This window comes from Nocardioides iriomotensis, assembly GCF_004168035.1.
Taxonomy (GTDB): Bacteria; Actinomycetota; Actinomycetes; order Propionibacteriales; family Nocardioidaceae; genus Nocardioides_B; species Nocardioides_B iriomotensis.
In genome coordinates, this window is sequence record NZ_SDPU01000022.1 from 103239 (window position 1) to 117967 (window position 14729).

A 14729-nucleotide genomic window follows, 5' to 3' on the forward strand; every position below is an offset into this window, starting at 1 on the left:
GGCACACAGGCACAACACCGCACAACAGGGCACAACTGAACAGGGGCTCACCCGAGTCGCCGGACGAGGTCTGCGTCCGCCCCTCCGGAGCCGTCTGGCACACCTTCCCCGGTGCCAGAAGGCAACTTCCCTCCGGAACGGGCGGACGCCGGACCTGGCCCGGCGAACCAGGTGGGCCCCTCTGCATTCCGCACCACCATCCAGCTGCAACCGAGGGGTCGACTCGATGAGCTCGTTCGCACCCGGACGCCTGTCCGGCATCACCGCACCCGCGGTGGACGCGCGACCGTTGCGCCGGGTCCGCCACGAGGTCCGCGACGGCGCGGTGGTGATGGCGTTCTCCGCCGTCGCCTCCACCGCCCTCGCCGGCGCGATGCTCCTGGTCGTCACGCTGGCGGGTCAGGGCGCCTAGGCCATGCCGACTCCCGCCCACGTCCCGGTGCTGCTCGACCGGGTCGTCGCCCTGGTCGCGCCCGCGCTCGAGCGGCCCGGCTCGATCATGGTCGACGCCACCCTCGGCCTCGGCGGCCACACCGAGGCCGTCCTGGAGCGCTGCCCGCAGGCCCGCGTCATCGGCATCGACCGCGACACCCACGCCCTCGAGCGCAGCCGCGAGCGGCTCGCGCCGTACGCCGAGCGGGTCACGTTCGTGCACGCCGTGTACGACGAGATCGGCGAGGTGCTCGCCGAGCAGGGGCTGGACCACGTCGACGGCGTGCTGTTCGACCTGGGCGTCTCCTCCATGCAGCTCGACGTCCGCGAGCGCGGCTTCGCCTACGCCGAGGACGCTCCGCTCGACATGCGGATGAACGACACCACCGGGCCGACCGCCGCCGACGTGCTCAACGAGTACTCCGTGGACGAGCTCGCCCGGATCCTCAGGGAGTACGGCGAGGAGAAGTTCGCCCGCCGCATCGCCGAGGCCGTGGTCCGCGAACGGGCCAAGGAGCCGTTCACCCGCAGCGGCCGCCTCGTCGAGCTCCTGTACGCCGCCATCCCGGCGCCCGCGCGACGCACCGGCGGCCACCCGGCCAAGCGGACGTTCCAGGCGTTGCGGATCGAGGTCAACGACGAGCTGTCGGTGCTGCGCCGCGCGCTGCCGGCGGCGATCGACGCGGTGGGCGTCGGCGGCCGCGTGGTCGTCATGTCCTACCACTCGCTCGAGGACCGGATGGCCAAGCAGGCCTTCACCGAGGTCACCCGCAGCGACCTTCCGCCGGAGCTGCCGTTCGTGCCCGAGGGCCACGAGCCGCCGTTCCGGCTGCTGACCCGCGGCGCCGAGAAGGCGCCCGCCGACGAGATCGCCGAGAACCCCCGCGCCGCCTCCGTGCGCGTGCGGGCCGTGGAACGCGTAGCAGGGGGAGTCCGATGAGCCAGGCCGCACCGAACAACGGATCCGCATGGGCCCGCAACCGGGTCCCGAAGATCGCCGAGGCCGCCGTCGAGCGGGCCCGGCTCACCGTCGTCCCGCGCCGCCGCACCCGCGCGCCGCGGGTGCCGTTCGTCGCCCTGGTGTCGCTGCTCCTGGTCAGCGGCGTCGCCGGGCTGCTGATGTTCAACACGTCCATGCAGCAGTCGTCGTTCACCGCGACCGCGCTGGAGCAGCAGTCGCAGATCCTGGCCGCCCAGGAGCAGTCGCTGCAGATGGAGCTCGAGCAGCTGCGCGACCCGCAGCGCGTCGCCCAGGTTGCCCGCGAGATGGGCATGGTGCCGCCGGCCAACCCGGCCTTCATCCGGCTCTCCGACGGCACCGTGCTCGGCACGCCGACCGCCGCCGTGCCCGAGGACGCGGTCCGGATCTCCCCGCTGCCGACCCGCAAGCCCAAGAACCTCCGGCCCGACCCGGTCATCGTGCCGGCCCCCGAGACCGAGACCGACGAGTCCGGCGCGGCGAACCGGGAGGACGGCGACCGAGCAGGTACAAAGAGCACGACGCGGGACCGGGGAGGACGGGCCGACGGCCAGCAGGGGAGCGGACGTTGACGCAGGGCAGGCGGCCGCACCCGCGGCCCCATCCAGGTCGGCACCCCCGGCCGCACCCGCGTCCCCAGCAACGGCAGGGCCCACCCCCGCGCCGGCGGCCCCGCCGTCGCCCCCGCCGCCCGGTCGCGGCGCTGCGCGGCACGTCGCTGGTCCGGCTGCGGATCGGGCTGATCCTGATCGCGATGATCGTGTCGGTGTTCGCCGCGCGGCTGTTCCAGCTGCAGGGCGTCGACGCGGCGGCGTACGTCGCCAAGGCGGAGGCGCAGGGCGGCGTCATGGAGTCGATCACGCTGCCCGCCGAGCGCGGCGCGATCCTCGACCGCAACGGTGAGCCGCTGGCCGAGTCCGTCGACGGGCTGATGCTGATCGCCGACCCGACGCTGACCCGCGACGACGCGAGCGAGATCGCCACGATCATCGCCCGGCGGCTCTCGGTCGACTACTTCGACCTGCTCGACCGGCTGCGTCGTCCCGACACCCGCTTCCAGTACCTCGCCCGCCGCGTCCCCTCGACCGTCGCCCGGGAGGTGCTCCAGGAGCTCGACGCGAAGGGCTACTCCGGGGTCTCGTCGCAGCGCGACCCGGTGCGCGACTACCCGGCCAAGGACGTCGCCTCCAACCTCGTCGGCTTCATGAACGCCGAGGGTGACGCCGCCGAGGGCGCGGAGCTGATGTTCGACCAGACCCTGCACGGCGTCGACGGGTCGGCGACCTACGAGCTCGGCGCCGGCAACCGGCTGCCGCTCGGCGAGAACGACACCGTCGTCCCGCAGTCCGGCCAGGACGTCACGCTGACGATCGACCGCGACGTGCAGTGGTACACCCAGCGGGTGCTGCGCACCGCCGTCCAGGGCTCGGGCGGCGAGTCCGGCTCGGCCGTCGTCATGGACACCCGCAGCGGCGAGCTGCTGGCGGTCGCCGACTACCCGACGTACGACGCCAACGGGCCGACGCTGTCGCCCGAGTCGGACCTCGGGGCCCGCGCGCTGCGCGACGCCTACGAGCCCGGCTCGGTCAACAAGGTGCTCACCGCCGCGTCGCTCATCGACTCGGGCCTGGTGTCGCCGGACACGAAGATCACCGTCCCCCCGTCGCTGCCGCGGCCGGGCGCCGCGCCGCTGAAGGACTACTTCCCGCACGGCCGGCTGCGCCTCACGATGACCGGGGTCATCGCGAAGTCCTCCAACATCGGCACCGTGCTCGCCGCGCGCCAGATGCGGGAGCGGCCCTACTACAAGTACCTGCGGGCCTTCGGCCTCGGGCAGCCCACCGGCCTCGGCTTCGACGGCGAGTCCGCCGGCGTCCTGCCCCGGGTGAAGGACTGGGGGACGCTGACCAAGGACACCGTCTCCTTCGGCCAGGGCGTCGCGGTCAGCGCCGTGCAGATGGCCGCGGCCATCAACACGGTCGCCAACGGCGGCGTCTACGTGCAGCCCAGCCTTGTCAAGGGCCGGCTCACCACGTCGGCGGGGATCGAGGTCGGCTCCGACACCGCCACCCGGCACCGCGTGGTCAGCGAGGACGCCGCCCGGAAGACCGCCGAGATGATGGAGGCGGTGACCGACCTCGACGAGGGCACCGCGCCCGGCGCGGCCATCCCCGGCTACCGGGTCGCCGGCAAGACCGGCACCGCCCAGCGGGTGGGCCCCAACGGCGGCTACGACGGCACGTTCACCGTCTCCTTCGCCGGCTTCGCCCCGGCCGACGACCCGCGCTTCATGGTGTACGTCGTCGTGCAGAACCCCTCCAACGGCGGCGGTGGCGGCTCCGTCGGCGGCCCGGCGTTCCGCAAGGTCATGACCCACCTGCTGCAGAAGTACGCCGTGCCGCCGACCGGTTCGGTGGCCCCGAAGCCCGTCGTCGAGTGGTGACCAGCCGCCGCTCGCCGGACGCCGCGCTTGTAGCCTCTTCGTCTGTGGCTGGACCTGCTGGCGTGATCCCGACCCGACCCCGGGACCCTCGGGAGACCCCGCTCCGGACCGTGACCGAGTGGCTGGCCGACGAGCTCGTCGAGATCCGCGGCAGCGACCCCGAGCGCACCATCACCGGCATCACGATCAGCAGCACCCGGGTCGTGCCCGGGGACCTGTACGTCGCCCCCGCCGGAGCCCGCGCGCACGGCGCGTCGTTCGCCGCCCAGGCCGTCGAGGCCGGCGCCGCCGCGGTGCTCACCGACCCCGCCGGGGAGCAGCTCTGCGCCGAGGTCGACGTCCCCGTCCTGGTCGTCGAGCGCCCCCGCGCCGTCGTCGGCGACCTCGCCGCCCTGGTCTACGGCCGGCCGGCCGACGAGCTCACGCTCGTCGCGGTCACCGGCACCCAGGGCAAGACCACGACCACCCGCCTGGCCGAGGCCGCGCTCACCGAGGCCGGCGTGCGCGCCGCGGTGGTCGGCACCGTGGGCACCCGGGTCAACGGCCACGACGTGCCGACCTCGCTGACCACGCCCGAGGCGGCCGACCTGCACGGCCTGTTCGCGGTGATGGTCGAGGAGGGCGTCGCCGCCTGCGCGATGGAGGTCTCCAGCCACGCGCTCGTGATGGGTCGCGTCGACGGGGTGGTCTTCGACGTCGCCTGCTTCACCAACCTCGGCCGGGACCACCTCGACTTCCACGCCGACGTCGAGGAGTACTTCCAGGCCAAGGCCTCCCTCTTCACCCCGCAACGCGCGCGCGTCGGCGTGGTCAACGTCGACGACGAGCACGGCCGCCGTCTCGTCGACGAGGCCACGATCCCGGTGCGCACCCTCTCCACGACGACCGACACCGCCGACTGGTGGGTCAGCGACGTCGTGGTGGAGCCGGCCGGCTCGACGTTCACCGTGCACACGCCGGCCGGGGACGCCGTACCCGCCCGGGTGCCGCTCACCGGCGACTACAACGTCGCCAACGCGCTCTGCGCGATCGCCGCGCTCGGCGAGGCGGGCTTCGACCCGCGCCTCGTCGCCGACGGGCTCGCCGCCACGGCCGGGGTGCCCGGCCGGCTCGAGCGGGTCGACGCCGGGCAGGACTTCCTCGCCGTCGTCGACTACGCCCACAAGCCCGACGCCGTCCAGGCCGCGCTCGCCGCGCTGCGGCCGCAGGTCGCACCCGGCGGCCGGCTGGTGATCGTCCTGGGCGCGGGCGGCGACCGCGACCCGGGCAAGCGCCCGATCATGGGGGAGACCGCCGCCCGCCTGGCCGACGTGCTCGTCGTCACCGATGACAACCCGCGCTCCGAGGACGCCGCCACGATCCGCGCGGCCGTGCTCGCCGGGACCGAGCAGGTGCCGGCCGCCGAGCGCGCCGAGGTCGTCGAGGAGGGCGACCGCCGGCTCGCGATCCGGCACGCCGTGGCGCACGCCACGGCCGGTGACGTGGTGGTCGTGGCCGGCAAGGGGCACGAGACGGGGCAGGAGGTGCACGGTCTCGTGCACCCCTTCGACGACCGCGAGGTGCTCCGCGACGAGCTCACCGCGCTGCGAGGAGAACGAGCCCGGTGATCCCCCTGACCCTGCCCGAGATCGCGGCCGTCGTCGGCGGCACGGTCCACGACGACCCCGAGGGCGTCACGGTCTCGGCGCCGGCGTTCATCGACAGCCGCGTCGCCGAGCGGGACGGCCTGTTCGTGGCGCTGTCCGGTGAGCGGGTCGACGGCCACGACTACGCCGGTACGGCGATCGGCGCCGGCGCGGCGGCCGTGCTCGGCAGCCGCCCGGTCGGCGTGCCCGCGGTCGTGGTCGACGACGTCACCGCGGCGCTCGCCGCGCTGGCCCGGCACGTCGTCGCGCAGCTGCGGGACCTCACCGTCGTCGGGCTGACCGGTTCCCAGGGCAAGACCAGCACCAAGGACCTGCTCGCCCAGGTGCTCGCCCGGGCCGGCCGCACCGTCGCGACCTTCGGCTCCTTCAACAACGAGATCGGCATGCCGCTGACCGCGCTGCGCGCCGACGTACGGACCCAGTTCCTCGTGCTCGAGATGGGCGCCCGCGGCATCGGGCACATCCGCGAGCTGTGCGAGCTCACCCCGCCCACGGTCGGCCTGGTGCTCAACGTCGGCAAGGCGCACCTGGGGGAGTTCGGTTCCCAGGAGGCGATCGCGCAGGCCAAGGGCGAGCTCGTCGAGTCCGTCGTCGAGGGCGGCACGGCCGTGCTGAACGCCGACGACCCGCTGGTGTCGGCGATGGCCTCGCGCACCGCGCAGCGCGTGCTGACCTTCGGTGAGTCCGCGCATGCCGACGTGCGCCTCGAGAACCTCACCACCGACGCGATGACCCGGCCGTCGTTCGACCTCGTCACGGCCGACGGCGCCCGCGCGCACGTGTCCCTCCAGGGGCTCGGCGAGCACCAGGCCGGCAACGCGGCTGCCGCGGCGGCGGTCGCCCTCGCGCTCGGCATGGGGCTCGACGAGATCGCCACGGCGCTCGGGAAGGCCGCCAACCTCTCGCGCTGGCGGATGGAGGTGCACGAGCGCGCCGACGGGGTCACCGTCCTCAACGACGCCTACAACGCCAACCCCGACTCGATGCGGGTCGCCCTCAAGTCGCTGGCGGAGATCGGGCGCGGCCGGCCCGGTGCCCGCACCGTCGCCGTCCTCGGCGAGATGCGCGAGCTCGGTGCGGCGGCCCGGGAGGAGCACGACACCGTGGGCCGGCTCGCGGTGCGGCTCGACATCCACCAGCTGGTCGTGGTCGGGGACGCCGCCCGGCCGATCCACCTGGGCGCCTGCCTCGAGGGGTCCTGGGGCGGCGAGTCCGTGTTCGTCGACGACAACGACGCGGCGCTGGCCTGGCTGCGCGGGAACCTCGCCAGCGGCGACGTCGTGCTGCTCAAGGCCTCGCGTGCCGCGGCCCTCGAACAGGTCGCCGCCGCGCTTCTGGAAGACTCGGCGGCTCGGGTGGTCGAGCCTGTCGAGACCACGGACACCCACGACCACGGAGAGGCCGGCCGATGAGGGCGATCCTGCTGGCCGGTGGACTCTCCCTGCTGTTCACCCTGCTCGGCACCCGCGTGGCGATCCGGCTCCTGGTCGCGAGGAACTACGGCCAGCTCATCCGCGACGACGGCCCGACCACCCACCACACCAAGCGCGGCACGCCCACCATGGGCGGCGCGGTGATCATCCTGTCGGTGGTCCTGGCCTACGCGCTCGCCAAGCTGATCACCCAGGACCTGCCCTCGTGGTCGGGTCTGCTGCTGCTGTTCCTGCTCGTGGGGCTCGGCGGCGTCGGCTTCCTCGACGACTACATCAAGATCGCCAAGCAGCGCAGCCTCGGCCTGCGCAGCAAGGCCAAGATGGCCGGCCAGACGATCATCGCCGTCTCGTTCGGCGCGCTCGCCCTGACCATGCCCGACGAGCGCGGGCAGACCCCGGCCAGCACGGCGATCTCGTTCACCCGCGTGATGGAGCAGTGGACGCTGCCCGCCGTGCTCGCCGTCCTGCTGTTCCTGGTCATGATCACCGGCTCCAGCAACGCCGTGAACCTCACCGACGGTCTCGACGGCCTCGCCACCGGCGCGTCCACCATGGTCTTCGGCGCCTACACGCTGGTGAACATCTGGCAGAACAACCAGTCCTGCGTGATCAGCCCGGGTGCCAAGTGCTACGAGGTCCGCGACCCGCTCGACCTCGCGGTGATCGCCGCGGCACTCACCGGCGCCTGCTTCGGCTTCCTGTGGTGGAACGCCTCGCCCGCGAAGATCTTCATGGGCGACACCGGTTCGCTCGCGCTCGGTGGCGCCCTCGCGGGCCTGGCGATCCTGACCCGCACGGAGTTCCTGCTCGCGATCCTGGGCGGCCTCTTCGTGATCATCACCTTCTCGGTGATCATGCAGGTCGGTTACTTCAAGATCAGCGGGGGCAAGCGGATCTTCCGGATGGCGCCGCTGCAGCACCACTTCGAGCTCAAGGGTTGGGCGGAGATCACGATCGTGATCCGGTTCTGGATCATCACCGGCCTGTGCGTCGCCGCGGGGCTCGGCATCTTCTACGCCGAGTGGGTCGCCGGTGCCTAGCCTCCCCGACACCTCGTCCCTCACGCGCACGTCGGAGTGGGACGGCGTGCACGCCGTCGTCATCGGCATCGGCGTCTCCGGCTTCGCCGCCGCCGACAACCTGCTGCACATCGGCGCGACCGTCACGGTCCTCGCCGAGTCGGCGAGCCCGGCCCAGCAGGAGAAGGCCGAGCTCCTCGAGGTGCTCGGCGCCACCGTCCGCATCGGCACCGGCGCCTCCGCGACCCTGCCCGAGGGCACCGACCTCGTCGTCACCTCGCCCGGCGTCCCGCCCACCGCGCCCGCCCTCGCGGCGGCGTACGCCCGGGGCGTCCCGGTCTGGGGTGAGGTCGAGCTGGCCTGGCGGCTGCGCGACCCCGAGCACCCCGGCCGCTGGCTGTGCCTGACCGGCACCAACGGCAAGACGACCACGGTGCAGATGCTCGACACGGTCCTGCGCACCGCCGGCGTGCGGTCGGTCGCCTGCGGCAACGTCGGCCTGCCGATCGTCGAGGCCGTGATGGACCCCGAGCCGTACGCCGTCTACGCCGTCGAGCTCTCCAGCTTCCAGCTGCACTACACCCACTCGATGGCCGCCGAGTCGGCCGCGGTGCTCAACGTCGCCGAGGACCACCTCGACTGGTACACCGGCCCCACCGGCATGGCCGACTACGCCGCCGACAAGGGCCGCATCTACGAGCGCGTCCGCACCGCCTGCGTCTACAACGTGCAGGACCCGGTCACCGAGCAGCTGGTCCGCGACGCCGACGTCGAGGAGGGCGCCCGCGCCATCGGCTTCACCCTCGGCACCCCGGGCGTGGGCATGGTCGGCCTCGTCGAGGACGTGCTGGCCGACCGCGCGTTCGTCGAGGAGCGCCGTACGTCGGCCGCGGAGCTGTGCACGCTCGCCGACCTCGCCTCGCCCGCTCCGCACTTCGTGGCCAACGCGCTCGCGGCCTCGGCGCTCGCCCGGTCGGTCGGCGTGCCCGCGGTCGCCGTCCGCGACGGGCTGCGCTCCTTCCGGCCCGACGGCCACCGGATCCAGGAGGTCGCCGTCGTCCGCGACGTGCGCTACGTCGACGACTCCAAGGCGACCAACCCGCACGCCGCGCAGTCGTCGCTGCAGGCCTACGACCCGGTCGTGTGGGTCGCCGGCGGGCTCGCCAAGGGCGCCTCGTTCGACGACCTCGTGCGCACGGTCAGGGACCGCCTGCGCGGCGTGGTCCTGCTCGGCCGCGACCGCGGTGTGATCGCCGACGCCCTCGCGCGACACGCGCCCGATGTCCGGGTGATCACGGTCGAGGGCGAGGACACTTCTGTCATGGACCGCGTCGTCGGTGCCGCCGCCGACCTCGCCCAGCCGGGCGACACCGTGCTGCTGGCCCCGGGATGCGCGTCCATGGACATGTTCGCGAACTACGGTGCCCGCGGGGATGCCTTCGCCGAGTCGGTCCGCCGCCTCCGCGCCGGGTAGCCCCGCCGGTCACCACCGGGGCGCCACCGGGCACCCACGGGGAGGAGACAGCGGGTTGACCACGACCGCGGGGAACGAGCCGGGCAGGGTCGCCGCCGACCGGCCGGCGCGCCCGACCCGGCCGGAGCGCCCGCTGGGCAGCTGGTTGCACTCCGTGCAGCACGCGCTCGACCGCCCGCTGACGTCGTACTACCTGCTGCTCGGCGCCGCGACCCTGCTGCTCACCATCGGGCTGATGATGGTGCTGAGCGCGTCGAGCGTCTACTCCTACAAGCTCTACGGCAACAGCTACCACGTCTTCCTGCGCCAGCTGACCTTCGTCGCGCTCGGCCTGCCGGTCGCCTTCGTCGTGTCGCTGCTCCCGCACAAGCTGATCCGGGCACTCGCGTGGCCCGGGCTCGTGATCGCGGTCGTCCTGCTCGCCCTCACCAAGACCGGCCTCGGCTTCGAGGCCAACGGCAACCAGAACTGGCTGTCGCTCGGCCCGCTGCGCATCCAGCCCTCCGAGGTGGCCAAGCTGGCGCTGATCCTGTGGTGCGCCGACCTCTACGCCCGCAAGGAGAAGCTTCTCGGCGACTGGCGGCACGTGCTGTTCCCGATGGCTCCGGTCGCCGCTGCCGTCGTCGGCATGGTCGTGTGGCAGAAGGACCTCGGCACCGCCCTCGTGCTGTTCGCCATCGTGCTCGGCATGCTCTGGGTCGTCGGGGCGCCGGCCAAGCTGTTCGTGATGGGGCTGACCAGCGTCGGCGTGCTCGTGCTCTGGCTGGCCACCACCAGCCAGGAGCGGCTCGAGCGGCTGACCAACTTCGCCGACCCGTTCAAGGACTACCAGGGCGCCGGCTGGCAGTCCGCCCACGGCCTCTTCGCGATGTCGAGCGGCGGCGTGTTCGGCAAGGGCATCTCCGCCAGCCAGCAGAAGTGGGGCTCGCTGCCCGAGGCGCACACCGACTTCATCTTCGCGGTGCTCGGCGAGGAGCTCGGCCTGGTCGGCACGCTGCTCGTCCTCGTGCTGTTCCTGACGATCGCCTACGCCGGCATCCGGGTCGCGTTGCGCACCGACAACGCGTTCGTGCGCTTCATGGCCGCCGGCATCACGATCTGGCTCACCGTCCAGATGATGATCAACGTCGGCATGGTGCTCGCGCTGCTGCCGGTCATCGGCATCCCGCTGCCGCTGGTGTCCTACGGCGGATCGGCGCTGCTGCCGTCGCTGGTCGCGCTCGGCCTGCTCGTCTCGTTCGCCCGGCACGAGCCGGGCGCCAAGGCGGCGCTGCGCGCGCGGCGCCGCCGCCGTACCCCCGCCGGGGTCACCGCCGGGGGCGTCGGACGATGATGGGTGCCATCCGCTGACCGACCGCCCCCCGACCGCAGGATCGTAGGAACCAGACTGATGAAGGTACTTCTCGCCGGTGGCGGCACCGCGGGGCACACCTCCCCGCTCCTCGCCACCGCCGACGCGCTGCGCCGTCTCGACGACAGCGTCGAGGTGACCGCGCTCGGCACCGCCCGCGGCCTGGAGACCCGGGTCGTGCCGGAGGCCGGCTACCCGCTCGAGCTGATCCCGCCCGTGCCGATGCCGCGCCGGCCCAACGCCGACCTCGCCCGGCTGCCGGGCCGGCTCCGCGGCGCGGTCAAGGGCGCGCTCGACGTCGTCGACCGGCTCCGGCCCGACGTCGTGGTCGGGTTCGGCGGCTACGTCTCGGTGCCCGCCTACCTCGCGGCGCGCCGCCGCCGGCTGCCCCTGGTCGTCCACGAGGGCAACGCGCTGCCCGGCATGGCCAACAAGCTCGGCGTCCGGTTCACCCACCACGTCGCCACCAGCTTCCCCGGCACCCCGCTCAAGGACGCGGAGTACGTCGGCCTCCCGATCCGCCGGATGATCTCCACCCTCGACCGCGCCGCGCTGCGGGCCGAGGCCCGCGACTTCTTCGGCCTCGACGCCGACCGGCCGACGCTGCTGGTCACCGGCGGCTCCCAGGGCGCGCGCCGGATCAACGAGGCCGTCACCGCCGCCGCTCCCGCGCTCGCGGAGGCCGGCGCACAGGTGCTGCACGTGCCCGGCCCCAAGAACGACGGCGTCGCGCCGCGGGGGCGCACCGACGGCGCCCCGCCCTACGTCGTCGTGCCCTACGTCGACCGGATGGACCTCGCCTACGCCGCCGCCGACCTCGTCGTGTGCCGGGCCGGCGCCAACACGGTCACCGAGACCGCCGCCGTCGGGCTGCCCGCCGTGTTCGTGCCGCTGCCGATCGGCAACGGCGAGCAGGACCTCAACGCCCGCGCCCTCGTCGACGCCGGTGCCGGCCTGCTCGTGCAGGACGCCGCGCTCACGCCCGAGTGGGTCGCCGCCACGGTCCCCGCGCTGGTCACCGACCCGGAGCGGATCGCCTCGATGTCGCGGGCCGCGACCGGGCTGATCCCGCGCGACGCCGACGAGCGCCTCGCCCGGATCGTGCTCGACGCGGCCCGGGAGGTCCGCGCGTGAAGGTCCCCGTCCCCGAGGTGCTGCTGCCCGCCGACGAGCTCGGCAAGGTGCACTTCGTCGGCATCGGCGGTGCCGGCCTGTCCGGGATCGCCCGGATCATGCTGGCCCGCGGCATCGCGGTCAGCGGCAGCGACGCCAAGGACTCCCGCACCCTCGAGGCGCTCCGGGCGCTCGGCGCGCGCTGCCACGTCGGGCACGCCGCCGACCAGGTGCAGGACGCCGACACGCTCATCGTGTCGACCGCCGTACGCGAGGACAACCCGGAGGTCGTCGAGGCACGCGAGCGCGGCCTGCGCATCCTGCCGCGGTCGGCCGCGCTCGAGTCGGTGATGCAGGGCCGCCGCGTCGTCGCGGTCGCCGGCACGCACGGCAAGACCACGACCACCTCGCTGCTCACCGTCGCGCTGCAGCACTGCGGCGCCGACCCGTCGTTCGCGATCGGCGGCGAGCTCAACGAGTCCGGCTCCAACGCCCACGACGGCAGCGGCGACGTGTTCGTCGCGGAGGCCGACGAGTCCGACGGCGCCTTCCTCGTCTACTCGCCCTTCGGCGCCCTGGTCACCAACGTCGAGGCGGACCACCTCGACAACTGGGGCACCGAGGAGGCCTACCACGCGGCGTTCTCCGAGTTCCTCGACCGGATCGTCGAGGGCGGGTTCCTGGTCGCGTGCGTCGACGACGACGGCGCCGCCGCGCTGGTCGCGGAGGCGCGCACCAAGGGCATCGACACCGTGGCGGTGGGGGAGTCGCCAGACGCCGACCTGCGCGCCGAGGGCCTGTCGTTCCGCGGCTCCACGTCGACGTTCACCGTCATCGACCGGGGCCGCCGGCTCGGTGAGGTGGCGCTGCAGATCCCCGGACGGCACTACGTCCTCGACGCGCTCGCGGCGCTCGGCGCGGGACTCCGCCTCGGCTTCTCGTTCTCCGACCTCAAGCGAGGCCTCGAGTCGTTCACCGGCACCCGCCGCCGGATGGAGCACAAGGGCGAGGCCGCCGGCGTGCGCGTCTACGACAGCTACGCCCACCACCCCAACGAGATCCGCGGCGACCTCCAGGCCGCCCGCGCCCTCGCCGGCGACGGCCGGGTCGTGGTGGCCTTCCAGCCGCACCTCGTGTCGCGCACCCGGATCTTCGGCGCCGCCATGGGCCGCGAGCTCGGCGCCGCCGACGAGGTCGTCGTGATGGACGTGTACGTCGCCCGCGAGGATCCCGAGCCCGGCGTCGACGGCGCCCTGGTCGCGTCCCACGTCCCGCTGCGGCCCGAGCACGTGTCGTTCGTGCGCTCGTGGTCCGCGACGCCGGCCGCGCTGGTCGAGCGCGCCCGGCCCGGCGACCTCGTGCTCACCCTCGGCGCCGGCGACGTCACGCTCGTCGGGCCCGAGGTGCTCGAGCTGCTCGGCGAGCGGGAGGAGAGCGCGGACACGGGCCGGGAGACGGGGCTGGAGACGGATGCCCACGCCGACTGACCGTCGCGACGACCCGCTCCTCGTCGCCCGCAGGCGGTTCGCCCGCCGGCAGTGGGCGCGCCGCTGGCTCGCCTGGCGGGTGCTGCTCGGCCTGGTCGCCGTCGCCGGCGTGGTCGCGGGCGGGACCTGGCTGGTGTTCTTCTCGTCGGTCCTCGCGGTCCAGGGCGTCCGCGTCGAGGGAGCCGAGGTGCTCGACCCGCGCGAGGTCCGTTCGGTGGCCGCCGTACCCACGGGCTCGCCGCTCGCCACCGTCGACCTCGACGCCGTCAAGCAGCGCGTCGAGCGGCTCACCCCCGTCGAGGACGTCGACGTGTCGCGAGCCTGGCCCGACAAGGTCCGGATCGACCTCACCGAGCGCGAGGCGGTCGCGGTGGTGATCAGCGACGGCGCCGTCCAGGGCGTCGACGCCGAGGGCGTGGTGTTCCGCCGGTACCCCTCCCGGCCGCCGAGCCTCCCGCTCGTCCGCACGACGCTGCGCACCGACAAGGCCGCCCTCGCCGAGGCGACCCGCGTCGTCGGCGCGCTGCCCGACGACCTCCGCGCTCGGGTGCGCTACGTCTCCGTCGCCACCGTCGACACGATCTCGCTGCGGCTGCGCAACGGGAAGGTCGTGCGCTGGGGGAGCGCCGAGGACTCCGCGTCCAAGGCCGAGGTGCTCGCCGTCCTGCTCGACCAGCCCGCGAGCCTCTACGACGTCTCGGTCCCGGGCCAGCCCGTCATCCGCAAGTAGCCGCCCCGCCCCCTAGCATCCTTGGCATGCGCAAGGTTCTCGTCACGCTCCTGGCCCTGTCCGCCCTCCTCTCGCCAGTGGCCGGCACGGCGACCGCCGCGCAGCCCGGGGTCGTCCGCTACGACGGTCGCGGAGTCCAGGTCTGGCGGCACGGGGGAGACCTGGCGAAGCTCGACGAGACGACGGCCGGCTTCCGTCGCTTCGTGGCGCACCGGCTCGACGTCCTCTGGCGGCAGGCCGGCGCCCGCCCGCGCTGCGCGCACTCCACCCTCGTGCAGGTGAAGGTGTACGACGCCCGGAGGTACGCCCGGATCGGCAACACCGGCAACTTCGCCCACGCCGGCGACCCGGCGTCCTGCTCGGGCGGCGGCTACACCTCGATCGCCGCGCGCTGGAACGGCCGCTGGCGCGAGGTCATCGCGGGGCAGGAGGCCTTCCAGTGCGCGGACCTGCGGCACTTCGCGGTGCCGGTGACGGTGGCCGACAGGTACTGCTACGACGAGTCCGGCGAGCTCGTGGTGTACCGCCCGGCGGGCTGAACTCACGGAAGAAAACGCGACGACGCGGCGTGTCTCCCGGGATCGGGCACGCCGCGTCATTACGTTCTTCATCAGCACGAGGT

At 73.7% G+C, this 14729-nt stretch carries 13 protein-coding genes; all 13 read left to right on the forward strand.

All coding sequences use genetic code 11. From position 1 onward, the window contains the following. The first annotated feature begins 226 nt into the window (after positions 1-226). The 13 genes from ETU37_RS11325 (at position 227) to ETU37_RS11380 (ending at position 14646) form a co-directional block, all read left to right on the forward strand. On the forward strand, positions 227-412 hold the full coding sequence (locus tag ETU37_RS11325; protein WP_129987436.1) for a hypothetical protein: 186 nt from the start codon (positions 227-229) through the stop codon (positions 410-412). Positions 413-415: 3 nt separating this feature from the next. Continuing rightward, positions 416-1372, forward strand: a complete 957-nt coding sequence (rsmH, locus tag ETU37_RS11330; protein WP_129987437.1) for a 16S rRNA (cytosine(1402)-N(4))-methyltransferase RsmH — start codon at positions 416-418, stop codon at positions 1370-1372. Next, a complete protein-coding gene (ftsL, locus tag ETU37_RS23665; protein WP_240755679.1) occupies positions 1369-1983 on the forward strand; it encodes a cell division protein FtsL in 615 nt (204 codons plus the stop codon). The genes rsmH and ftsL overlap by 4 nt, the downstream gene beginning before the upstream one ends. Continuing rightward, entirely contained in the window at positions 1980-3854 is a 1875-nt protein-coding gene (locus ETU37_RS11335; protein WP_276319684.1) for a peptidoglycan D,D-transpeptidase FtsI family protein, read from the forward strand. The genes ftsL and ETU37_RS11335 overlap by 4 nt, the downstream gene beginning before the upstream one ends. A 110-nt stretch (positions 3855-3964) precedes the next feature. Next, entirely contained in the window at positions 3965-5461 is a 1497-nt protein-coding gene (locus tag ETU37_RS11340) for a UDP-N-acetylmuramoyl-L-alanyl-D-glutamate--2,6-diaminopimelate ligase (RefSeq protein ID WP_240755680.1), read from the forward strand. Continuing rightward, a complete protein-coding gene (locus tag ETU37_RS11345; protein ID WP_129987439.1) occupies positions 5458-6912 on the forward strand; it encodes a UDP-N-acetylmuramoyl-tripeptide--D-alanyl-D-alanine ligase in 1455 nt (484 codons plus the stop codon). Before ETU37_RS11340 ends, ETU37_RS11345 begins: the two co-directional genes overlap by 4 nt. Further along, the gene (gene mraY / locus ETU37_RS11350; RefSeq protein WP_129987440.1) at positions 6909-7973 is read left to right on the forward strand and encodes a phospho-N-acetylmuramoyl-pentapeptide-transferase; all 1065 of its coding nucleotides are present in this window, start codon (positions 6909-6911) and stop codon (positions 7971-7973) included. Before ETU37_RS11345 ends, mraY begins: the two co-directional genes overlap by 4 nt. Further along, entirely contained in the window at positions 7966-9426 is a 1461-nt protein-coding gene (murD, locus tag ETU37_RS11355; RefSeq protein ID WP_129987441.1) for a UDP-N-acetylmuramoyl-L-alanine--D-glutamate ligase, read from the forward strand. Before mraY ends, murD begins: the two co-directional genes overlap by 8 nt. A gap of 55 nt (positions 9427-9481) precedes the next feature. Further along, complete coding sequence (ftsW, locus tag ETU37_RS11360) at positions 9482-10759, forward strand: putative lipid II flippase FtsW (RefSeq protein ID WP_240755681.1); 1278 nt, start codon at positions 9482-9484, stop codon at positions 10757-10759. A 57-nt stretch (positions 10760-10816) separates the two neighbouring features. Further along, complete coding sequence (murG, locus tag ETU37_RS11365) at positions 10817-11911, forward strand: undecaprenyldiphospho-muramoylpentapeptide beta-N-acetylglucosaminyltransferase (protein WP_129987443.1); 1095 nt, start codon at positions 10817-10819, stop codon at positions 11909-11911. Further along, positions 11908-13377 carry a UDP-N-acetylmuramate--L-alanine ligase gene (gene murC, locus ETU37_RS11370; RefSeq protein ID WP_129987444.1) on the forward strand — a complete coding sequence of 490 codons (1470 nt, stop codon included), beginning with the start codon at positions 11908-11910 and terminating at the stop codon, positions 13375-13377. The genes murG and murC overlap by 4 nt, the downstream gene beginning before the upstream one ends. Continuing rightward, positions 13361-14107, forward strand: coding sequence for a cell division protein FtsQ/DivIB (locus ETU37_RS11375; RefSeq protein WP_129987445.1), 747 nt, complete (start codon positions 13361-13363; stop codon positions 14105-14107). Before murC ends, ETU37_RS11375 begins: the two co-directional genes overlap by 17 nt. Positions 14108-14133: 26 nt before the next feature. Next, positions 14134-14646 carry a hypothetical protein gene (locus tag ETU37_RS11380; RefSeq protein ID WP_129987446.1) on the forward strand — a complete coding sequence of 171 codons (513 nt, stop codon included), beginning with the start codon at positions 14134-14136 and terminating at the stop codon, positions 14644-14646. The last annotated feature ends 83 nt before the right edge of the window (positions 14647-14729 follow it).

Coding starts and splice junctions, on each gene's coding strand:
- ETU37_RS11325 (WP_129987436.1), top strand. CDS start 227: ATGAGCTCGTTCGCACCCGGACGCCTGTCCGGCATCACCGCACCCGCG.
- rsmH (WP_129987437.1), top strand. CDS start 416: ATGCCGACTCCCGCCCACGTCCCGGTGCTGCTCGACCGGGTCGTCGCC.
- ftsL (WP_240755679.1), top strand. CDS start 1,369: ATGAGCCAGGCCGCACCGAACAACGGATCCGCATGGGCCCGCAACCGG.
- mraY (WP_129987440.1), top strand. CDS start 6,909: ATGAGGGCGATCCTGCTGGCCGGTGGACTCTCCCTGCTGTTCACCCTG.
- murG (WP_129987443.1), top strand. CDS start 10,817: ATGAAGGTACTTCTCGCCGGTGGCGGCACCGCGGGGCACACCTCCCCG.
- ETU37_RS11375 (WP_129987445.1), top strand. CDS start 13,361: ATGCCCACGCCGACTGACCGTCGCGACGACCCGCTCCTCGTCGCCCGC.
- ETU37_RS11380 (WP_129987446.1), top strand. CDS start 14,134: ATGCGCAAGGTTCTCGTCACGCTCCTGGCCCTGTCCGCCCTCCTCTCG.